At 57.6% G+C, this 19,789-nt stretch carries 20 protein-coding genes; 15 read left to right on the top strand and 5 right to left on the bottom strand.

Features of this window, described 5'->3' with window-relative positions:
- Positions 1-135 precede the first annotated feature (135 nt).
- Both CAL20_RS20020 and CAL20_RS20015 read left to right on the top strand, forming a co-directional pair.
- Positions 136-1,239: a catalase family peroxidase gene (locus CAL20_RS20020; protein ID WP_094822820.1), complete on the top strand. Its 1,104-nt coding sequence runs from the start codon at positions 136-138 to the stop codon at positions 1,237-1,239.
- Entirely contained in the window at positions 1,236-1,790 is a 555-nt protein-coding gene (locus CAL20_RS20015; RefSeq protein ID WP_094822819.1) for a cytochrome b, read from the top strand. Before CAL20_RS20020 ends, CAL20_RS20015 begins: the two co-directional genes overlap by 4 nt.
- Before the next feature lie 21 nt (positions 1,791-1,811).
- On the opposite strand, the gene CAL20_RS20010 is transcribed toward CAL20_RS20015, so the two are convergent.
- Entirely contained in the window at positions 1,812-2,183 is a 372-nt protein-coding gene (locus tag CAL20_RS20010) for a Rap1a/Tai family immunity protein (protein ID WP_094822818.1), read from the bottom strand.
- Between the two features lie 145 nt (positions 2,184-2,328).
- Here CAL20_RS20010 and CAL20_RS20005 point away from each other — a divergent pair, with 145 nt between their 5' ends.
- The 3 genes from CAL20_RS20005 (at position 2,329) to dbpA (ending at position 5,450) form a co-directional block, all read left to right on the top strand.
- Positions 2,329-2,784 (top strand): bleomycin resistance protein, encoded by a 456-nt coding sequence (locus tag CAL20_RS20005; RefSeq protein WP_179266706.1) that lies wholly within the window; start codon positions 2,329-2,331, stop codon positions 2,782-2,784.
- Positions 2,785-2,975: 191 nt separating this feature from the next.
- Entirely contained in the window at positions 2,976-3,953 is a 978-nt protein-coding gene (locus tag CAL20_RS20000) for a Bug family tripartite tricarboxylate transporter substrate binding protein (protein ID WP_094838770.1), read from the top strand.
- Between the two features lie 108 nt (positions 3,954-4,061).
- Positions 4,062-5,450: an ATP-dependent RNA helicase DbpA gene (gene dbpA, locus CAL20_RS19995; protein WP_094838769.1), complete on the top strand. Its 1,389-nt coding sequence runs from the start codon at positions 4,062-4,064 to the stop codon at positions 5,448-5,450.
- Here the strand turns inward: dbpA and CAL20_RS19990 are convergent.
- Both CAL20_RS19990 and CAL20_RS19985 read right to left on the bottom strand, forming a co-directional pair.
- Positions 5,407-6,333 carry a LysR family transcriptional regulator gene (locus tag CAL20_RS19990; RefSeq protein ID WP_094822815.1) on the bottom strand — a complete coding sequence of 309 codons (927 nt, stop codon included), beginning with the start codon at positions 6,331-6,333 and terminating at the stop codon, positions 5,407-5,409. The genes dbpA and CAL20_RS19990 overlap by 44 nt on opposite strands.
- A gap of 104 nt (positions 6,334-6,437) precedes the next feature.
- Entirely contained in the window at positions 6,438-7,349 is a 912-nt protein-coding gene (locus tag CAL20_RS19985; RefSeq protein WP_094822814.1) for a LysR substrate-binding domain-containing protein, read from the bottom strand.
- A gap of 108 nt (positions 7,350-7,457) precedes the next feature.
- Here CAL20_RS19985 and metC point away from each other — a divergent pair, with 108 nt between their 5' ends.
- The 10 genes from metC to CAL20_RS19935 all read left to right on the top strand — a co-directional run bounded on the left by metC (position 7,458) and on the right by CAL20_RS19935 (position 17,493).
- Positions 7,458-8,609 carry a cystathionine beta-lyase gene (metC, locus tag CAL20_RS19980; RefSeq protein ID WP_094822813.1) on the top strand — a complete coding sequence of 384 codons (1,152 nt, stop codon included), beginning with the start codon at positions 7,458-7,460 and terminating at the stop codon, positions 8,607-8,609.
- 73 nt (positions 8,610-8,682) lie between these two features.
- Complete coding sequence (locus CAL20_RS19975; protein WP_218830720.1) at positions 8,683-9,762, top strand: amino acid ABC transporter substrate-binding protein; 1,080 nt, start codon at positions 8,683-8,685, stop codon at positions 9,760-9,762.
- 24 nt (positions 9,763-9,786) lie between these two features.
- Complete coding sequence (locus CAL20_RS19970; RefSeq protein WP_094838768.1) at positions 9,787-10,929, top strand: amino acid ABC transporter permease; 1,143 nt, start codon at positions 9,787-9,789, stop codon at positions 10,927-10,929.
- 65 nt (positions 10,930-10,994) lie between these two features.
- Positions 10,995-12,020, top strand: coding sequence for an amino acid ABC transporter permease (locus tag CAL20_RS19965; protein WP_254924280.1), 1,026 nt, complete (start codon positions 10,995-10,997; stop codon positions 12,018-12,020).
- Between the two features lie 50 nt (positions 12,021-12,070).
- Positions 12,071-12,778, top strand: coding sequence for an amino acid ABC transporter ATP-binding protein (locus CAL20_RS19960; protein WP_094838794.1), 708 nt, complete (start codon positions 12,071-12,073; stop codon positions 12,776-12,778).
- A gap of 142 nt (positions 12,779-12,920) precedes the next feature.
- On the top strand, positions 12,921-14,126 hold the full coding sequence (gene chrA, locus CAL20_RS19955) for a chromate efflux transporter (protein WP_094838767.1): 1,206 nt from the start codon (positions 12,921-12,923) through the stop codon (positions 14,124-14,126).
- A gap of 27 nt (positions 14,127-14,153) precedes the next feature.
- Complete coding sequence (locus CAL20_RS19950) at positions 14,154-14,543, top strand: VOC family protein (RefSeq protein WP_094822809.1); 390 nt, start codon at positions 14,154-14,156, stop codon at positions 14,541-14,543.
- A gap of 76 nt (positions 14,544-14,619) precedes the next feature.
- Entirely contained in the window at positions 14,620-15,435 is an 816-nt protein-coding gene (locus CAL20_RS19945) for an alpha/beta fold hydrolase (RefSeq protein WP_094838766.1), read from the top strand.
- A gap of 198 nt (positions 15,436-15,633) precedes the next feature.
- A complete protein-coding gene (locus CAL20_RS19940) occupies positions 15,634-16,590 on the top strand; it encodes a tripartite tricarboxylate transporter substrate binding protein (RefSeq protein ID WP_094838765.1) in 957 nt (318 codons plus the stop codon).
- Positions 16,591-16,608: 18 nt separating this feature from the next.
- A complete protein-coding gene (locus CAL20_RS19935; protein WP_094838764.1) occupies positions 16,609-17,493 on the top strand; it encodes an amidohydrolase family protein in 885 nt (294 codons plus the stop codon).
- Between the two features lie 127 nt (positions 17,494-17,620).
- On the opposite strand, the gene CAL20_RS19930 is transcribed toward CAL20_RS19935, so the two are convergent.
- Both CAL20_RS19930 and CAL20_RS19925 read right to left on the bottom strand, forming a co-directional pair.
- Positions 17,621-19,006: a type III secretion system effector BopA family protein gene (locus CAL20_RS19930; protein WP_094838763.1), complete on the bottom strand. Its 1,386-nt coding sequence runs from the start codon at positions 19,004-19,006 to the stop codon at positions 17,621-17,623.
- A 236-nt stretch (positions 19,007-19,242) separates the two neighbouring features.
- Positions 19,243-19,578, bottom strand: a complete 336-nt coding sequence (locus CAL20_RS19925) for a glycine zipper 2TM domain-containing protein (RefSeq protein ID WP_254924279.1) — start codon at positions 19,576-19,578, stop codon at positions 19,243-19,245.
- Positions 19,579-19,789: the final 211 nt, after the last annotated feature.

Genomic DNA, 19,789 nt, shown 5'->3' with positions numbered 1-19,789 from the left:
CGCTGCACCCGTGGCGTCAAAGATTGACAGGCTAATGTCGTGAGACGCCGCTCCCGTGAGTTTATTCCCTCACGGAATAAATTTTTTAGCTTGCCGTCCTACAGGGGTATTCGACGCCCCAGGGCAAGGACTCTCATGCACCAAGGATCTGAACGCGACGCCCGGCCGCTCAATGCCCGGCAAACCTGTCTTCGCCTTGCCGCAATCGGCGCTATCGTAGTGGTTTCCGGCACGGCTTTTGCCTATGTAGGCGGCTGGCTGGACCCGGATCGTTTGACTCCGGACCGGGTGGTAGATGCGCTGGAGGCCAATAGCGGCGTTCACGCAGGCTTTCGGCGTAATCACGCAAAAGGCGTCTGTGTCGTTGGTCATTTTGAAAGCAATGGCGCGGCGCATGCCCTGTCCACGGCAGCCCTGTTCGAGCGCGGCAATACCCCGGTAATAGGGCGGTTGGCGCTACCCGGCGGCAATCCCTATGCCCCGGACTCCAGTGTTCCTATCCGCAGCTTTGCTCTGCAGTTCACCTCGCCGAATGGCGAGCAGTGGCGCACCGGAATGAACAGCATGCCGGTATTTCCGCTGGCCACTCCGCAAGCGTTCTATGACCAGCAGCTTGCTGCTCGGCCCGACCCGAATACGCACAAGCCGGATCCAAAGCGCATGGGGGCGTTTTTCGCCGCGCATCCCGAGGCAGGGGCCTTTCTGGCGTGGGTCAAGACCGCAAAACCATCGGCCAGCTATGCGACGGAAAGCTATTACGGCCTGAATGCCTTTTACTTTGTCGATGCGCAGGGCAAGCGGCAAGCCGTGCGCTGGCATCTGGAGCCTTTGGGCGCTGAGGCCGCGCCAGCCGCCCAGCCGCAACATGACGCCAACTATTTGCAGGGCGACCTGCAGAGGCGCTTGGAACAGGGGCCTTTGCGCTGGCGTTTGGTCGTGACACTGGGGGCTGCCGGGGATCCTACTGACGATGCGACCAAACAGTGGCCGGCAGATCGGCCCACTGTCGATGCTGGCACTGTGGTGATAACTCGCAGCGCGCAGCAAGACGACGGCCCGTGCCGTGACGTGAACTACGATCCGACCGTATTGCCACGCGGCATTGCGATTTCCGATGACCCGCTGTTGCCGGCGCGTTCTGCAGCCTATGCTTCGTCTTACGAGCGTCGTACCAGTGAGGGGCCGCCTCAGAGCGCGCTGGCCCCATCTCATTCCAGTCAACCGGAGCGCGCGCAATGAACTTTTCTGTTTATCCCACTCACCGAGCACCCGCTAAATTCAGCTTTTTTGCTCGCCTGTTGCATTGGTTGATGGCCATCGGGATTGTGGCGATGTTGTTTATCGGCGTAGGCATGGTGGCCTCCGTTTCGGAACGGCATCAATGGCTGATGCAGATTCATAAACCTTTGGGACTGGCTCTGTTGGCGTTGGTGTGCCTGCGCCTGGGTAGACGTCTTGTTTATGGCGTCCCGGCCTTGCCGGCGGATATTCCGGCCTGGCAGCGCGTGGCAGCGTTGGGATCGCATATCCTGTTGTACGTCTTGATGTTCGCAATGCCGTTGATCGGCTGGGCAATGGTGTCCGCCGGCGGTTATCCGGTGATGGTGGGCAGTTGGCAGCTGCCTCCTATTGCGCCGACCGATGCTTCGTTATTTGCCTGGTTGCGGGGCGCGCATCGGTATCTCGCGTTTTTGTTGTTTGCCACAGTACTGCTGCATCTGGCTGCTGCTTTGTTCCATGGCTGGATACGGCGTGACGGTGTTCTGGAATCGATGACGCGAGGCCGGTAGCGATTATTTGTCCGGACGATCTCAGCGCTGCGAGCAGGGCAGCTCTTTCTGCAAGGCCTCGCCCACAAGCGAGGCCGCATTGCCACGTAGCTGTTCGGTCGACAGGCCCGACAGATAGGTATGGACGCGATCTGCCATCTCGTGTGGCAGGATGCCGGTGCTGGAACACCAACGCTTGCCGCGTGTGTCGTCAGCCACACCGAGGATATAGGCTTGCCCATACGCGCTCGAAAATTGACGCTGTGCCTCACCCTCGTGAAATTGAGTGGGCATTTTGCCTTCCAATGCAAGCGCCAGGTCAGAGCCTGACATCGCCCAGGTGCGGGTCATGTCAGCATGACAAGCCGAGGTAGCACTCAGCCCGAGAAAAACAGCCAGCATCTGTTTGCGCATCAATATTTCTCTGCCGCTCGTGTTTCCAATCAGGAGGAAGGCGATTTTCCACCTGTTTCCAGCATTTGTCGATAAGTGGCATCCTGGCCTGTGCATGCCGGGCTCGCGACTGGCGGTTGGTTTACAGTAGTGTAGGCAAGCGTAAATGGAACACATAATGGAAGAACTGCAGCGTGCCCAAATGGTGCCGGAGTTGTTGGTAAGCGATTTGCCGCGTAGTCTGGCATTCTGGATAGACGTGTGCGGCTTTGAAACGGCGTATCGCCGCGAAGAAGACGGTTTTATTTATCTGAATCGGGATGGCGCACAGTTCATGCTGGTCGAAGTCCGAGGTGACGATTACTGGATCACCGGCCCTCTTGAACCGCCGCTGGGTCGAGGTATCAATTTCGAGATCAATGTGGCGTCGATCGACTCTTTGTTGGACAAGCTGGCCGCTGCCAAATGGCCCTTGTATCGCGAGCCGCAGGAGTGGTGGTACCGCAGCGATAACATTGAATTGGGAGTCCGTCAGTTCCTGGTGCAAGATCCAGACGGTTATTTGCTGCGCTTTTCAGCCAGAGTTGGTGTCCGGCCTGTGTCTGAACCGCTTCACTGCTAGTTAAAGCTGCGGAGATTGTGAGGACGAGCTACCGTGACTGACACGAAGCAATATAAAAACATTATCGAGGCTGAGTTTTTAAATATTAGACACCGATAATTGGGCGGCATAGAGTCTCCGTGGCAATACGCACGGCAATAAAGGTTGAGGGCGCATTCCACGCAGTCCTCGCCATACCACGGAGACACGCCATGCAACGACGACTGCTTCTATCGGCCATGCTGGGCCTGACGCTGGCCGGTCTGGCCGGCCACACGCCTCGCGCCTTCGCGCAGACGTTTCCAGATCGGCCCATCAAATTCGTTGTGCCATTCGGACCAGGCAGCGGCACTGATACGTCGGCTCGATATTTCGCCCGTCAATTGCAGGAACTCACCGGCCAGCCGGTGGTAGTCGAGAACAAACCCGGTGCCAATGGTTTCATTGCCGTCAAGAGCGTGCTTTCTGCAGCCCCTGACGGCTACACCGTATTCATCGGCAGTAATTCAACCCTGGCCGTGAACGCCGCCTTGTTTAAAGCGCTGCCCTACGATCCCCTTAAGGATTTCGCGCCGTTGACGATGATGATGCGTTCGCCGGCAATGCTCGCTGCCAGCCCCAAGGCCCCTTATTCCACGCTACAGGAACTGATCCGCTACGCGCGCGAGAATCCTGGCAAGGTGAATTTCGGCGCTGGGTCGGCGGGTTATCAGTTGATGGGCGAATTGTTCAACGACGTTGCCGGTATAAAGACGGTCTACGTTCCGTTCAAGGGCGCGGGCGATGCTATTACGGCTGTCGCGTCCGATACGGTAGGCTATACCTTTGCCGAAGTGACGGCGGTGCAAGAACTGGCCAAGAGTGGCAAGGTAAGGGCATTAGCCGTAGCCGCCAACCGGAGGGTGGGTACCTCTGCCGACGTGCCGACCGCGGCCGAGGCGGGTTTGCCCGGGTTTGAGGCCTATACCTGGGTCGGCGCCATGGTCAGCGCCAAGACCCCAGCCGCGGAAACGGCCAAACTGGCCGAGCTGTTCACAACGATCTCAAAGACCAAGGAGATACAGGAGTTTTACGAACGCCTGGGGGCGATTCCCATGACAGGCGGCCCGGCGCAAATGCACGAATTTCAGAAAAAGGAAATCGCGTTGTGGCAGCGCATCGTCCAGAAGGCACACGTGCCGCAGCAGTGACGCCTTGGGGATTCGCCTTGCCCAGGCGCTGGAGCGTTGGCCTGCTGAATACAGAAAAGCCCACGAGCGCATACACTGTCGGTCAATTCAGCTTTTTCGCCCCTTATTGTGACCAACGCTTCTTTCTCCTCTCTGCCCCTCTTGCCCGCCTTGCTGGACAACCTGCAAGGCCTGGGTTTCGAACAGATGACGCCCATTCAGGCACAGAGCCTGCCGCTCATCCTCGAAGGCCGCGACCTGATCGCGCAAGCTAAAACCGGCAGCGGCAAGACCGCGGCGTTCGGCCTGGGCGTGTTACAAAAGCTGGATGTGAATCGGCTGACCCCGCAATCGCTGGTGCTATGCCCCACACGTGAGCTGGCCGATCAAGTGGCGCAGGAGCTGCGCCGATTGGCCCGTCAGATCCCCAATGTCAAAGTTCTGACCCTATGCGGCGGTGCTGCTGCGCGCCCCCAGGCGGAGTCGCTTGCCCGCGGGGCACATCTGGTGGTGGGCACACCGGGTCGCATCCAGGATCACTTGCAACGCGGCAGCCTGGATCTGTCAGGTCTGAATACCCTGGTGCTGGACGAGGCCGATCGCATGGTGGACATGGGGTTCTACGATGATATCGTCGCGATTGCCTCGCATTGCCCGACCAAGCGCCAGACCTTGCTGTTTTCAGCGACTTATCCCGAGAACATCCGCAAGCTCAGCGCGCGTTTTCTGCGCAATCCGGCCGAGGTCAAGGTCGAGGCCCAGCATGATGCCAGCCGCATCGAGCAGATTTTCTACGAGATCGAAGAGGGCAATAGACTGGACGCCGTCGTGACGCTACTGGCACATTTCCGGCCGGTATCCACGCTGGCGTTCTGCAATACCAAGATCCGCAGCCATGACCTGGTCGAACGCCTGCAGGCCGAGGGTATCAACGCACAGGCGCTCAACGGCGATCTGGAACAACGAGAGCGTGACGAAATTCTGATCCAGTTCGCGAACCAGAGTTGCGCCGTACTGGTCGCGACGGATGTCGCCGCTCGTGGCCTGGATATCCAGAATCTGGGCGCCGTGATCAATGTGGATGTGACCAAGGATACCGAGGTCCATGTACACCGCATCGGCCGCAGCGGTCGTGGCGATCAGAAGGGGCTGGCGTTAAGCCTGTGTTCCCCCAACGAAATGCGCTGGGCCAACCTGATTGAGGAATATCAGGGTTCCCCGTTGAAGTGGGCTGATATCAAGTCGCTACGCGCCAAGGCTGATCGCCCTTTGCGCGCGCCCATGATTACGCTGTGCATACAGGGCGGCAAGAAAGACAAACTGCGTCCCGGCGATCTGCTGGGCGCACTGACGGGTGACGGCGGCCTGACGTTCGAACAGGTCGGCAAGATCAACATCACTGAGTTCAGTTCGTATGTAGCGCTGGATCGCCAGATCGCTAAACAAGCTTTTTCACGTCTTTCCAACAGCAATATCAAGGGCCGTCGATTCCGGATGCGGTTTTTGGAAGAGTTCTGATTTTCTTGCTCGAGCCCTGAAATCGAACGGCAGCCTCCGCAATACGTTGCGCCAGCAAGGTCGCGACAGGTTGCCTCCGATCAGATGGGCGTTCGACCAAGCCGATTTCCCTGAAAAAAGTGGCATCGCCTAGATCGATGGCGGTGACCCCTTTGGGTATCCGGAGCGCGTCGCTCATAGGCAGCAGGGCGACTCCTACTCCCAGACGTACGAGTTGAGCGATGGCCTGCAATTCGTCGAGCTCGATGGTTTCTCTGACTGTGAAACGAGCGTGCCGCAGAAATTGATCAACCAGCCGCCCGCCAAACGAGCCTCGGTCGTACCGGATAAATGGTTCGGTTTGCAGTAGATCCTGCCAGCTGCGATCTTGCATCTTTTGCGGGGCCAGCAAGACAAACGGCTCGGCGTACAGTTCGCGCCATTGCAGGTCCGCCGGCAATGCAAAGGGCGGCTTGAGCATCACTGCTATGTCGATCTCACCAGAATCAACCTGGCCCAGCAGATTGAGCGATATGCCTGGCACCATGCGAATCCGGTATCCCGGATTGATTTTCCAGAATTCCGCCAGGGCCTCAGCCAGAAACGTTTCCTGCGCAGACGCAATCGAACCGATGCGGATCAATCCCGTTTTCGGGACATCCGTATTGCGTCCAAATTTTGAGTAAACCGACATCAACTCTTCTGCAACAGCGAGAGCCTCACGTCCATTGCTATTGAGATTGGCAGACCTGCCAGTGCGGTCAAAAAGGGGATAACCGAGTTCCTCTTCCAAGCGCTGGATTTGAGCACTGACCGCGGACTGTGTGAGGCCGATGTGAGCGGCCGCATTGGCAAACGTGCCGTAACGCACCACCGCCATGAAAGTCTGTAGTTCTCGGAGCATGATGTCGTTAAATCAAAAGGTGCGGTTCTGACCGAAGATACATTGTTTGGTATGCAGAAAAGTCTTTCAGCGCTGTGACGAGCATTGTCGCCCGGTTGACTGGCTTAATCCAAGGCAGCCTGCATCTTTTTCAAATCATTTTCCAACTGGATACGCATGACTTTCAGCATCGCTTTGGCATTGCCGGACAGCGGCGTACCGGAGCGGAATACGAGCAAACTGGTAAAGCTGATTTCTAACGATAGACGTTTAATCGTCAGGCCGCGAGATAAGTAATCGAGCGCCATGATCGGATGCACCATGCCAATGCCGACGCCGTTGAGGGCGAGTTCGCATACTGAATTCGAATACGGTGTCTCCAGCATCGGGCGAAGGTTGAGATCAACCGCCTGAAGTGCGGCCTCGAGCCGGCGTCGGCTGGCGTCCTCTGGATTGAGTGCGATGAATGGGTGTTCCACAAGGTCGCGTGCGTCGATGATTTTCTTGTCCGCCAGGGGATGGCGGCTGTGCATGGCGATCACTCCTGGCGTGCGCAGGAATACCGAATGCTCCAGACCCGCAACGGAAAGCTCATCAGCCATCAAACCAAAATCGAGCTGACCCGCGGCCACCTGACGCAGTACTTCTCGCGAGCTCATGATCTGAAACGACATCTGCAGTCCGCGATCGACCAAGCCGAACGCAGCAATCGCGCGCGGCATGAACCCCGTGCCCAGCGCGGGCAGTGAACCGATGGCCAGGCGGCCTACGCCAAAGGACTTGAGGCTGCGGATCCGGTGTTCGATCAGCTCAAAGCCAGCGAAGCATCGGTCGACTTCCTCCATCAGCGCGCCCGCCTCGGGTGTGGCGACCAGTCTTCCACGTACCCGTTCGAATAGGCGCAGGCCGGATGATTCCTCCAGCTTGCGAATGGATTGGCTGATGGCCGGCTGCGATATCCCGAGCAAATTGGCGGCTTTGCTGGTCGTGCCGGCCTGCATGACGGCTCGGAAGACCTGGATTTCGCGCATGTCCATATATAAGTCCTGCTTATTGACTAAGTTATTTCAATTGTTGAACGAATCGGCTCGACAAATCAAACTGCGCCTCATCGAAACACCTCTTGAGCGCAGCGAATAGACTAAATGAACTCCATCAGCCCTTCTAATACTGATTTCGCCAGCTTGTCACCGGCCATCCAGCGTGCCTCCACGGTGGTATTCGACTCGTTGGCCGATTTTGTCAACCGCAAGCAACGCCAGCCCGATGGCTACAGCTACGGGATCACGGGAACGCCTACCGCGCGATTGCTGGAACAGCGCATCGCGGCGCTCGAAGGCGCCCGGCACTGCGTGATCACGCCCTCTGGCGCTTCCGCATTGATGACCGTGGTGATGGGATTTGTGCGCGGCGGTGATCATTTGCTGGTCTCGGCCGCTTGCTATGGCGCGCTCAAGACTTTCGCTGAAAAGTGGCTGGCATATATGGGGGTGGACGTCGAGATCTATCCACCCGCGATGGGGGCGGAGATCGAGGCGCTGATTCGACCCACAACCCGGATGATCTGCATGGAGGCGCCGGGAACTGTCACGATGGAGATGGCCGACATCCCCGCCATCGCCGAGGTGGCGCGGCGTCATAAGGTGTTGACGATGATGGACAACACGTGGGCCAGTCCACTGGGGTTTCAGCCGCTCGCCCATGGCGTCGATTTCAGTGTGGAGGCCGCCACCAAGTTTTTCAGCGGTCATTCCGATGTACTGATGGGCAGCATCAGTATGAATGACGCTGAGCACTATGCCGTGCTGCGTGAAACGCAGAGCATCCTGGGTCAGCAGGTAAGTCCGGATGATTGCTTCCTGGTGCTCAGGGGATTGGAAACGTTGGCCTTGCGGGTACAGGCGCAGAGCGCTGCCACCCTGGACATCGCGCAGTGGTTACAGGCACAACCGCAAGTGGAGCGCTTGCTGTATCCGCCGCTGGAAAGCGATGCGGGACACACCCTCTGGAAGCGCGATTTTCGTACTAATGGCTGCTTGTTCTCTGTGATTCTGAAACCGGGGCCGGAATCAGCCTTCAACGGCTTCTTCGATACGCTGCAGCACTTCTCCATCGGCGCCAGTTGGGGGGGAGTGCATAGTTTGGCTGCCTATTATCCTGCGGCGTTACAAGCCAGCCGGGACCATCCTGCAACAGATCAACCAGTGGTGCGGTTATCCATAGGCCTGGAAGACGTGCAGGGGTTGAAAGACGACTTGCGCAATGCTCTGACTGCCTATGAGAGCCAGGCGCGCTGACTCCCGTTTTCAGGGCCAATAGCCGCTACGAGTTTCATGGCCCGTCTACCTATACATTGCAAGGGGAATTGCTATGCATCGCATTCGTACGCTTCAGGGCGCGTTTGTCCTGTTTGCCGCAGCCGTATTACCCAACGTGTCTCACTCGCAGAAGGCGGATCCCGCCGAGCCGGCGTCACCGGTTACCCCGGCCATGAGCAACAGCCCGACAGTGGATCAGATCCGTGCACGCGGCTATGTCATCTGCGGTTCGGGTCACGGCACCACGGGATTTTCGGCGCCCGATAAGGACGGCATTTGGAAAGGCCTGGACGCCGAAACCTGCCGTGCCATCGCGATTGCAGTCCTGGGCGATGGCAGCAAGGTACGGTTCGTGCCGCTGACTGGCCAGCAGCGCCTGACTGCACTGCAGACTGGCCAGATAGATGTGCTGCCGCGCACCACCTCGTGGACGCTGCGGCGCGATGCCAACGGCATCAATTTCACCTATCCCAACTACTACGAATATGACGCCTTCATGGTTCGCAAAGACCTGGGCATTACACAGACCAAGGACATGCAGGGCGCTACGATCTGCGTACAGACAGGCTCGACCAACGAGGTCACGGTCGCCGACCTGTCGCGGAAATTCAATTTGGGCTTGAAGACAGTGCTGTTTGACAACGTCGCTGCATCACGCCAGGCGTTTTTTACCGGACGTTGCGATGGTCTGATCACCGATGCGTCAGCTCTGGCCGCCGTGCGTGCCACGCAGGCTCAGAATCCAGATGACTACATTATTTTTCCCGCCAGCGGCAACAGCGAAGCGCTGACGCCATCGGTGCGCCATGGTGATGACCGTTGGTTCGATATCGTCAAGTTCGTCGTCCAGGCACCCATCGCAGCGGAAGACATGGGTATTACTCAGGCCAACGTGGACACCATGCTGAAATCCGATGACCCGCGTATCGCCCGTTTCCTGGGTACAGAGCCTGGAAACGGCAAGGCTTTGGGCCTGGACGAACGCTGGGCGTACAACATCGTGAAGCAACTGGGCAACTATGGCGAGATGTTCGAGCGTAACGTCGGAAAGAACAGCCCCATGAAGCTCGATCGCGGGATGAACCGGTTGTATCGCGATGGCGGGCTGATGTACCCGTACGTTTTCAATTGAGCATCACGCCGAGCGAGACGACGTATGTTCAAGCGACTCTGGTACAACTCGCGGGCGCGGTCCGTCATGATGCAGGTGCTCATCGCCTGCCTCTTTTTCGGGACGCTGGCGTGGTTGGTGTGGAATGCCCATTACAACCTGACCCAACGCGGAATCGCGACCGGCTTCGGCTACCTTTCCGACGCAGCGCGATTCCCCATCTCGGAAAGCCTGTTGGCTTATCGGCCGACGGACAGCTATGCGAGAGCATTTGTGGTTGGTCTCGTGAATACCTTGTACATCTCGGTTCTCGTGATCGTGGCATCGACCGTGTTGGGATTTATGCTCGCGCTGGCGCGTCGCAGCCGGCATCCGCTGGTAAATGGTATTGCTACCTTCTATCTGGAGATAACACGCAATACGCCGCTGGTGGTGCAGTTGTTGTTCTGGTACAGCCTGGTCACCATCAATCTGCCTTCCCCACGGCAGGCGCTTAACCCGCTGCCGGGAGTATTTCTATCGATTCGGGGGCTGTTCTTTCCCAGCGTGCAGATCGAGGGTTATTGGCTTGCTATGGGCTGGGTAATACTGGCGGCGTTGTTGGTCTGGGTGGGGCTGCGCCCCTTGCGTCGGCGTCGACCGACGTTGCCATTGGGTCGCGTATTTTTTGTCGGAGCGCTGCTTGCCTGCGTCCTGGCGTGGCAGTGGGGTGACGTGACGCTTACGAGCCATTCGCCGCAGTTGCGTGGGCTCAACTTCGTCGGCGGCACGGCGCTGACACCCGAATTCACCGCGCTATTGCTAGGCTTGACCTTGTATTCGTCCGTCTTTTCCGGCGAGATCATTCGCGGTGGTATCGATGCTGTCGCTCCAGGGCAATGGGAGGCTGCCCAATCCCTGGGATTACGGCCTTGGACGACATTGCGATGCGTCGTTGTCCCTCAGTCCTTGCGCGTGATCGTGCCTCCCATGACCAGCCAATACTTGTCCATTGTGAAGAACACCACGCTGGCCCTGGCGGTAGGGTATCCGGACCTTTCGTTCGTGATTACCACCACAATCAATCAGACCGGACAGGCCATCGAAGGCTTGGCGATCCTGATGGGCGTATATCTATGCATCAGCTTGAGCGTTTCGCTGTTCATGAATCTCTACAACCGCCGTATCCTGCGGACTGAGCGAAAATGACTACGATCTCGATATCCCCGGACGCCCCAGCACGATCTGCCCCGATTGATCGCCGGGATAGCGCCATGCATCGTTTGTTCGGTACGGCGGTCAGCAGCGTCGCGACCGTAGTCGCACTGGGGCTGGGTTTATACGTGCTGAGCCGATTCGCTGATTGGTCGCTTATCAACGCGGTATGGCCAGGGGAATCCGGTGCCATGTGCCGCGAAGCGACCGGAGCGTGTTGGGCCTTTCTGGGCGAGAAACTGAATCAGATTCTGTTTGGAATCTATCCTCCGGCCCAGCAATGGCGGCCTGCTCTCGTGTGCGCTTTCATTCTGTTCATGGTCGTCATGTCGCTGAATCCTCGGCAGTGGCGGCTGCGCACGGCGGTGCTTTGGCTGGTTGGTATGGCCGGCTCACTCGCGCTGATGCAGGGTGGTTGGTTTGGGTTGGAGCGTGTACCCACTGCCTCTTGGGGCGGACTGCCAGTCACGTTGCTGTTGGCGGTATGTGCGTTGGGAATCGGCATGCCTCTCGGCATCTTGCTGGCGCTGGCACGGCGGGGCTCGTTGCCCGTGGCGCGTTTCATTGCGACGTGCGTGATTGAGTTGATCCGTGGCTTGCCGCTGATCAGTCTGCTGTTCATGGCCTCGATTGTGTTGCCCATCATGTTGCCGGCAGGAATGACCATAGACAGCCTGTTGCGGGCGGGAATTGCTCTGACGATCTTTTCTGCCGCCTACTTGGCCGAGGTGATTCGTGGCGGGCTGCAGTCGTTACCCGTTGGCCAGTTGGAGGCTTCGCGAGCACTTGGCCTGTCATGGTGGCAGATGACACGATTGGTGGTGTTGCCGCAGGCCATGCGAAAAGTGATTGCGCCGTTGACCAACACCGCCATTGTGATGATCAAGAACACCAGCCTCGTGTTGATCGTGGGGCTGTTTGATTTGCTGAGTTCCGGGCGTGCGGCGTTGACAGATCCTGCCTGGCCGACGCCGTATGTAGAGACTTATTTCTTTATCGCCGCGATCTATTTTTGCATCTGCTTCGGTCTTTCGCGTTATTCAATGTGGCTGGAGCGGCGCTTCAAAAAAGGGGACCTTCGTTGAATAGGAAAAATAGCGGCCCGTCCGTGCCTTTGGCCGTAAACATCGCGGGAATGAGCAAGTGGTATGGCGAATTCCAGGTCTTGCGTGATATTGATCTGCAGGTCGCGTCCGGAGAACGTCTGGTGATCTGCGGACCGTCAGGCTCCGGAAAATCCACCATGATCCGTTGCATCAATCGGCTGGAACGCCATCAGGAGGGCAGCATCATCGTCAACGGGGTGGAGCTAGCTGACGATCTGCGGGCCATTGACGAAGTACGTGCCGATGCGGGGATGGTGTTTCAACACTTCAACCTGTTTCCGCATCTCACCGTGCTGGAAAACTGCATTCTTGCGCCTATGCACGTCAAGCGTATGCCGCGGGAACAGGCGACGGATCTGGCGATGCAGTACTTGGAGCGAGTACGCATCCCCGATCAAGCCAGCAAATTTCCGGCGCAATTGTCGGGCGGGCAACAACAACGCGTCGCCATCGCCCGGTCGTTGTGCATGCAGCCGCGCATCATGCTGTTCGACGAGCCTACCTCCGCACTCGACCCTGAGATGGTCAAGGAAGTGCTGGACACGATGACTTCTCTGGCCGAGGACGGCATGACCATGCTATGCGTCACCCACGAAATGGGCTTTGCACGCAGTGTTGCGGACCGTGTCGTGTTCATGGACGGCGGACGCATTCTGGAGTCAGCCGATCCGGGCTCGTTTTTCGACCACCCCCAACACGAGCGAACCCGCGCGTTTCTTGAGCGGATACTGCATTGAGGACCGCTTGTGCAGGGCTGTTCGATATAGTGGCGGCGCGCGCGCGCGTAGTGTTGCGTTGATCTTACGATAAGCAATGTAATGGAGCGCATTGGTCCGTTTTCGATTAACGTTGGCGAGTCCACACCATGCCGCGCCAATCATGACCGAAACCCCCGCGAACCGCCACAGCCCTTGGGATGTCTTTCTGATTTTTCTGCGATTGGGCTTGACCTCATTCGGCGGGCCCATCGCACACTTGGGCTACTTTCGTGACGAATTCGTGACACGCCGGCAATGGTTGAGCGAGCGTAGCTATGCGGACTTGGTTGCCCTATGCCAGTTTTTGCCTGGGCCTGCCAGTAGCCAGGTAGGGCTGGCGATCGGATTGTCTCGCGCGGGATATACGGGAGCCCTGGCTGCCTGGGCCGGTTTTACGCTGCCTTCGGCGATCGTCTTGATTCTGTTTGCGCTGGGTATATCCAGCTACGGAGACGTGGTGCCATCTGGCGTGCTGCACGGTCTGAAGGTGGTTGCCGTGGCCGTCGTGGCGCAGGCCGTATGGGGCATGGCTCGTAATTTATGCCCTGATGCGCCACGCGCCACCCTCATGGCTGCAGCCAGTTGTTTTGTGTTGCTGGTTCCATCTATTTGGGGCCAGGTAGCAGTGATTGCCCTGGCAGCCGTCGTCGGTCTGTTGTGCTTCAAGCCGCAACAGGCGTCTTCCGATGACCGGTTCCCTGTGCCGATCACACGCCGGGCCGGCGTGCTGTGGCTGACTGCATTCTTTGCCTTGCTGATTGCGTTGCCGATGGCGGCGACGGTATTCCCGAACCAGTCTCTGGCAATGGTTGACGCGTTTTATCGTGCGGGGGCGCTCGTTTTTGGTGGCGGGCATGTTGTCCTGCCGCTGTTGCAAGCCGAGGTGGTGCCCACTGGGTGGGTCAGCAATGAGTCTTTTTTGGCCGGCTATGGTGCTGCGCAGGCGGTTCCCGGTCCGTTGTTCACCTTTGCCGCGTTTCTGGGCGCCTCGATGAATGTGGCGCCTTCGGGTTGGCTGGGGGCTTGGGTTTGCTTGCTCGCTATCTTTGCGCCCGCCTTTTTACTGGTGGCAGGTGCATTGCCATTCTGGGAAAGCCTGCGCCGCAGCACGCGTATGCAGGCCGCCTTGTCCGGCATCAATGCGGGCGTGGTGGGCTTGCTGTTGGCGGCGCTTTATCAGCCCGTATGGACGAGTGCCATTCACGCGCCGCAGGACTTTGCACTAGCATTGGTGGCATTGATTGCCTTAATGTTCTGGAAGCTGCCTCCATGGTTCGTAGTCCTGGGTAGTGCGCTGGGTGGTTGGTTGTTGAGTATCGTTCTATAGAGGCATAAAGCCAAAGAGGAACTCACCATGTTTTCACACATATTCATCGGCGTTACCGATTTCGAGCGGGCAATGCGTTTTTATGATCGCTTGTTTTCCGTCTTGGATATCAAGCGGCGGTTTTATCATCCGGAAGTGCCTCGGGTGGGCTGGAACCCCGCATCAGGCGGGCGCCCATATTTCGTGATCAGCAAACCATTCAACGGCCCGCACGACGTCGGCAATGGCCAGATGACGGCCTTTCTGGCATCTTCTCGTGAACAGGTTCGTCAGGCATATACCATCGCGCTAGCCGAGGGCGGTACGGACGAAGGCGAGCCCGGTTTGAGACCTCAGTATCACCCCGACTATTTCGGCGCCTATTTCCGCGATCCTGATGGCAACAAGCTTTGCGTGGTGTGCCATCAGCCCGAGTAGGACGTCCCATGTCCCTTTCTGAAGGGCATATTTTCTTTCACAGCCGGTGGCTGCGCAGGTAGCCGGGAAACACGTTATGCATTCCCACGAATTCGTCACCTCGGGACAAGCAGAGCTCTCCACATACATCGTTGGCCAAGGGCGCCCGGTTGTCTTTTTGCATGCCAGCGTCAGCGACCATCGGATGTGGTCGGATCAATTGGATAGCGTGGGCGAAAACGGCATGGCTGTCGCTTATGATCGGCGCGGCTACGGCGAAACGAGATCCGAGACAGAAAGCTATTCTCTCGTCGCCGACTTGATGGCAGTCCTTGAACACGTGTCCGGCGATCAGCCCGCGATCCTGGTTGGCTGCTCACAAGGCGGAAAAATTGCAATCGATGCTGCCTTACAGCATCCCTCGCGTATCGCCGGCCTCGTACTGATCGCTCCCAGCATAAGCGGGTCAAAAGAGCCCGTATATACGCCGGAGATTCACCACCTGATGAGCCTACAGAGGAACGCCGAAAAGGCCGGAGACTTCGACCTGGCGCATGCCATCAAAGCGCGCCTCTGGTTGGACGGACCTCTCGCTACTGAGGGGCGCGTTCAAGGGCAGGCTCGCGAGCTTTTTTTGGAAATGAATCGTGCGGCAGAGCAGGCTGCGGCGGTAGGCGAAAACCTCGATGTCGCTTCGGCATTTGATCGGCTCGCGGAAATTCACGCACCAACGCTTGTCATGTGGGGCGATCTGGACTTTCCGCATATCCAAGAACGATCGCGTTGGATCGCGCAGACGATTCCAAACGGCAAGGCCTGCGAGATAGCTGGCGCTGCGCATCTGCCCAGTCTGGAGCAGCCGCGCACTGTGACGGCGCAGCTTGTGACTTTCTTGAAAGACACTTTTCGCTGAGCAGAACAACGGTGCCGGACCTCGGCTCATGGCGCGCCCGCCTGGGGGCGGGCCTGGCAGTCCCTTCATGCCCCATTTCATCATATAGAACATGTTGCGTATGGTGCGACAACGTTGTATTAAATGAAACGCCATCCCACAATACGCCAGCCTGCAGACGTCAGTCGGCAGCGCACATAACGATCCTGGGAGACATGAATGAAAAGATCCATTGGCGCCTTTGCCCTGGCCGTCTTGGCCATCCCCACCTGGGCCGCAACTGCCTATCCCGACCAGCCTATTACCCTGGTGGTGCCGTATGCGCCCGGCGGAACGGCTGACGCATTGGCTCGCGTTATCGCGCTGAATCTGGGGAAAAAGCTGAATCAGAGCGTCATCGTCGAGAACAAGTCCGGTGCGAGCGGCATGATAGGCGAGGCCTATGTCGCCCGGGCAAAGGCGGACGGCTACACCGTGCTCTACGACGCGACACCGTTGTCGATCAATCCGGCGTTGCACAAAATGAATTTCGACCCCGCAGCCGATCTGATGCCGCTGACGATGGTATCGGTCACGCCCAATATCCTGGTAGTGCCCAAGTCGTCCGCATTGAACAACTTGAACGATGTGGTGGAAACGGCAAAAGCGAAACCTGGACAATTGACGTTCGCCTCGGGCGGCACGGGAACGGTGCAGTTCATGGCGGGCGAGTTGTTCCGGCAGGGCCGTGAGTTGAACATGTTGCACGTGCCTTATAAGAGCGGCGGCCCAGCCATCATGGCCACGGTTGGTGGACAGGTGGATATGATGTTTACGAACATTTCGTCCTCGCTGCCGTTGTTCCAGAGCGGACAGGTCAAAGTCTTGGCAATTACCTCTCCTAAACGCAGTGCGCTGCTGCCGGACGTTCCGACCGTTGCCGAGTCGGGATTGACGGACTATCAGGTCTACGAGTGGAACGGTATGTTTGTGCCGAAGGGCACGCCCGCGGACATCGTCGACAAACTGCAGACAACGATTCGCGAAGTGTTGAAGGAGCCTAGCGTCAAAGAGAAATTCGACTCTCTGGGCGCGGATATCGTGGCTGCGGGCCCAGCGGATTTCAAGCAATTCCTCGACAAGGAGTTTGCCAAATGGGCCGGTGTTGTGAGCAAATCCAATCTCACAAAGCAATGACATCAATATCGGTTTGCGATGAACATGTCCCGTCCTGACATAGCAGTTCCTCACTCCCTCGGCGTGAATCCGCCTGCGCACGTGTTGCCGGCGGGAGCGTGTGACAGCCACATGCATATCTTCGATCCACGGTTTTCACCGTCGCCGCATTGGACGCGTACGCCTCCTGTGGCGCAAGTGAGCGCGTATCGGAAATTGCAGCAGAGGCTAGGCACATCGCGCACGGTTGTCGTCACGCCGTCGACGTACGGCACCGATAATGCCTGCACCCTAGATGCTTTGTCGCAGTTGGGTGACAGTGCCCGTGGTGTTGCTGTGGTCGATGCCAGCGTGCCGCCTGAGGCACTCGATCAACTGGCTGCGAGCGGTGTTTGTGGTCTGCGGGTCAACTTTGTGACACCTCAGTCATGGGGAGAGACAACGGTTGATATGGTGACCACACTGGCACGCAAAATCGCTAGGCTCGGATGGCACATACAGATCTTTGTGCATCCTGAGCAGCTTATTGCGTTGGCGCCGGTTTTGTTCGAATTGCCTGTGCCGTTGGTGATAGACCATATGGCGCGAATCCCGCCCGGCGAGGGCGAGCAGGCCGAGGCGTACGCCGTCCTGCGCCGCTTGCTGGACCGGGGCAATACCTGGGTCAAGTTATCGGGCGCATATATGCGGTCAGTGGTGGGCGAGCCTGATTACGCGGACACGTTGCCGCTGGGGCGCGCGCTGGTCAGCGCTGCGCCAGAACGACTGGTCTGGGGCAGTGATTGGCCGCATACGACCCAGCCCTTGAATAGCGTCAATGATGCGAGTTTGATTGAGGTGCTATATCAATGGTGTGGAACGGAAGCCGTCGTGCGGCGGGTTCTGGTTGACAATCCCTGTCGACTATATGGGTTCACGTCTTGATCGCTACATGTAAATCGGCGCATCGTTTGATGCGCCGATTTACACCCCCCCTGATGCCGAGTCGTAATGGCGAAGCGATTGACCGGCACGAGCACAGAGGATCTCGCCGTTTTTCCTATCTGCGATTTCAGGCGCGCGGCAGGAATTTCTCCGGCATACCAAAGTTGACGTCGCTGGCGGCCTGGAGCGGGGGACAAACACGCTCTCTGCCAGTGACCGCGAAACTGATCATTTTGGCTTGTTCATCTGACCTAATTTTTTTTCCGCCTTCCACGGTGGCATCATCGTGCAGTGTCCACGAGCCACCTCCATGCCGACTGTACATGTAATAGTGGCCCGCGCTGTCAGAGGTGCCGACGGCACCGCCCCTGTGGATGATGATGTCCCTCGGCTCCAGGGCGAGCAACCACTCGGCGCCTGTTTTTTGGTCAATGACGGGGATGCTTACCCCTTTTGTCAGGTCTGTATTCAGGACGAAACGCGCCAGGCCGGCGCTATAGTCCATGGCATTGATATGCAGGTTGAATCGGTCAACCTTGTGGACGTCTGGCGTAATCCACTGGTAAATGCGTTTAACCTTTGTGTCCTGGCTGTCGTTGTCATTCCATCTGACGCTGATATCAGCCTCCGTCGCAGTGAGCGTTTCTACGATTTTCTGCAGATCGAAGTCCGCATGCTCAGGTCTCGTTAGGTTGACATTCTGGCAATAAGCCGCGCCAGCGATTTTAGGTTCGCGTTTTTCTTCGTCATTGACAAGAGTCGACTGTATCTGCAAGACGTTGGTATTGAGATCGTCGAGATCAAAGCAATCGGAAAGTAGCAGCAGAAACTCCTGCGCATCATGCTGACGGCCTACGATTGTGAAGCTTGAGTGATTCGAATTGGCGCAAAAATTTTCTTGCTTCTGCAAGCTGCTAAAGAAATCCCGCAGTTCTCGATCCAAGGGCTTTTCGCTATTGCAGGCGGCTTTGATCAAATCAATGAATGCATTTGCACATTCCTGTTTGCTCTGGTCGGACGCGTTTTGCGCGATATGTTCCAGATGCGCAATGAGTCGCTTTTTGCCAATGGAACCGATCAAAAATTTCAACGCTGTATTGGCATAGCAGGTATGCCCCAGATTGTGAAAACCGCAAAGGCCGGGCCTGGCTATCTCAATGAGACGTTCGATAGTGCTGCTTTGCAGCGGGGTGGCACCCGTCAGATCCAGATCGCGAATTGCAACCTCTGCTTTCGCCGAACCGTAGTGTGTCGATAATGAATGAATAAATAAGCCTAGGACCTGAGCATTTTTCATCTCGAGGTCCCGGGTGAACGTCACTACCGGTTCCCAGTATTTCAGGACGGGAACGTAGCTAAATGCGTAAAGAATTCTGTCATTCAGCGTGAACTGCGCTGCTCGCAATGCAGGATCGCCGTCAATGTCACAAATTTCGATTTGGTGACCCGCGTCGGCGAGGGCGCGGAAGCTGTCTAGGGGAATGGTGTGACGGTGGAAACTGGTGGGGGTCATGATGGTTTGCGTGTCGGAACAACGGCGATGCCGGTTGGTGGCGCGGGAGGTGTACCCACATGGACATCCCACGTTGGTAACGCTGTCTTGCTTACAGTTCCACCATACCCCTGGTGTAACGATATTTTTTCAGCCAAAAAACGAACCCCCAGCGGTTGGAGGGATGTCCAACGTGCTGGGGGCTGCTGGCGGTTCGTTTAAATCAACGGGCCCGTGTCGCCGTCATCGCGATGTACTCAATCGCGATGGCGCTTCCAGTGCTTGTCGCCACGATGCCTGTCATGATCGCGGTAATTGGCGCGCCGATAAGAGTCACGGTGGCCTCGATCCCGGTCCCAGTGATGGCGACGGCCGCCACGGTCATCGTCGGTGATCACATGTCCCAACACACCGCCGGCAGCTGCGCCGCCAAGCGTATACAGGGGATCACCCTCTGACAGCAATGCGCCCGCTACGCCGCCCAGACCCGCACCGATGATTGCGTTACGGGTTTGTTTGTCAGCCAGTGCTGTCGTGCTGACGCCCAATGCCAGCACACCGGCGAGCATGGTTTGAATCAGTCGTTTAGTCATGGTCATATCTTGTTCTCCTATGTCGGCTGTCCCTGCGATGCAGCCAGCATGTCGTATCGAGTAGGACGATAAGTCACTCGTCTAGGGTGAAGTTAGCATCTCAGGCTTGTATCAGTCGCACAGGCCGGGCTACGGTGTGTATAAGCTGTTTCAGTCGCTTTCTCGGCGAAAAAGCAGGCAGTGTCGTTCGTCAGTAATAGAATCTGTAAAT

It is taken from the genome of Bordetella genomosp. 4 (assembly GCF_002261185.1).
In the GTDB taxonomy this organism is placed as follows: domain Bacteria; phylum Pseudomonadota; class Gammaproteobacteria; order Burkholderiales; family Burkholderiaceae_B; genus Bordetella_A.
This window is presented reverse-complemented; position numbering and strand designations above follow the sequence as displayed.

Bases quoted from the DNA above. Each gene is read 5' to 3' on its own strand.
- CAL20_RS19960 (WP_094838794.1), top strand. From the start codon at position 12,071: ATGAGCAAGTGGTATGGCGAATTCCAGGTCTTGCGTGATATTGATCTG.
- chrA (WP_094838767.1), top strand. From the start codon at position 12,921: ATGACCGAAACCCCCGCGAACCGCCACAGCCCTTGGGATGTCTTTCTG.
- CAL20_RS19950 (WP_094822809.1), top strand. From the start codon at position 14,154: ATGTTTTCACACATATTCATCGGCGTTACCGATTTCGAGCGGGCAATG.
- CAL20_RS20010 (WP_094822818.1), bottom strand. From the start codon at position 2,183: ATGCGCAAACAGATGCTGGCTGTTTTTCTCGGGCTGAGTGCTACCTCG.
- CAL20_RS19975 (WP_218830720.1), top strand. From the start codon at position 8,683: ATGCATCGCATTCGTACGCTTCAGGGCGCGTTTGTCCTGTTTGCCGCA.
- CAL20_RS19970 (WP_094838768.1), top strand. From the start codon at position 9,787: ATGTTCAAGCGACTCTGGTACAACTCGCGGGCGCGGTCCGTCATGATG.
- CAL20_RS19990 (WP_094822815.1), bottom strand. From the start codon at position 6,333: ATGCTCCGAGAACTACAGACTTTCATGGCGGTGGTGCGTTACGGCACG.
- CAL20_RS19945 (WP_094838766.1), top strand. From the start codon at position 14,620: ATGCATTCCCACGAATTCGTCACCTCGGGACAAGCAGAGCTCTCCACA.
- CAL20_RS19930 (WP_094838763.1), bottom strand. From the start codon at position 19,006: ATGACCCCCACCAGTTTCCACCGTCACACCATTCCCCTAGACAGCTTC.
- CAL20_RS20015 (WP_094822819.1), top strand. From the start codon at position 1,236: ATGAACTTTTCTGTTTATCCCACTCACCGAGCACCCGCTAAATTCAGC.
- CAL20_RS20020 (WP_094822820.1), top strand. From the start codon at position 136: ATGCACCAAGGATCTGAACGCGACGCCCGGCCGCTCAATGCCCGGCAA.
- CAL20_RS19985 (WP_094822814.1), bottom strand. From the start codon at position 7,349: ATGGACATGCGCGAAATCCAGGTCTTCCGAGCCGTCATGCAGGCCGGC.
- CAL20_RS19935 (WP_094838764.1), top strand. From the start codon at position 16,609: ATGAACATGTCCCGTCCTGACATAGCAGTTCCTCACTCCCTCGGCGTG.
- CAL20_RS20000 (WP_094838770.1), top strand. From the start codon at position 2,976: ATGCAACGACGACTGCTTCTATCGGCCATGCTGGGCCTGACGCTGGCC.
- CAL20_RS20005 (WP_179266706.1), top strand. From the start codon at position 2,329: ATGGAACACATAATGGAAGAACTGCAGCGTGCCCAAATGGTGCCGGAG.
- CAL20_RS19925 (WP_254924279.1), bottom strand. From the start codon at position 19,578: ATGACTAAACGACTGATTCAAACCATGCTCGCCGGTGTGCTGGCATTG.
- CAL20_RS19940 (WP_094838765.1), top strand. From the start codon at position 15,634: ATGAAAAGATCCATTGGCGCCTTTGCCCTGGCCGTCTTGGCCATCCCC.
- CAL20_RS19965 (WP_254924280.1), top strand. From the start codon at position 10,995: ATGCATCGTTTGTTCGGTACGGCGGTCAGCAGCGTCGCGACCGTAGTC.
- metC (WP_094822813.1), top strand. From the start codon at position 7,458: ATGAACTCCATCAGCCCTTCTAATACTGATTTCGCCAGCTTGTCACCG.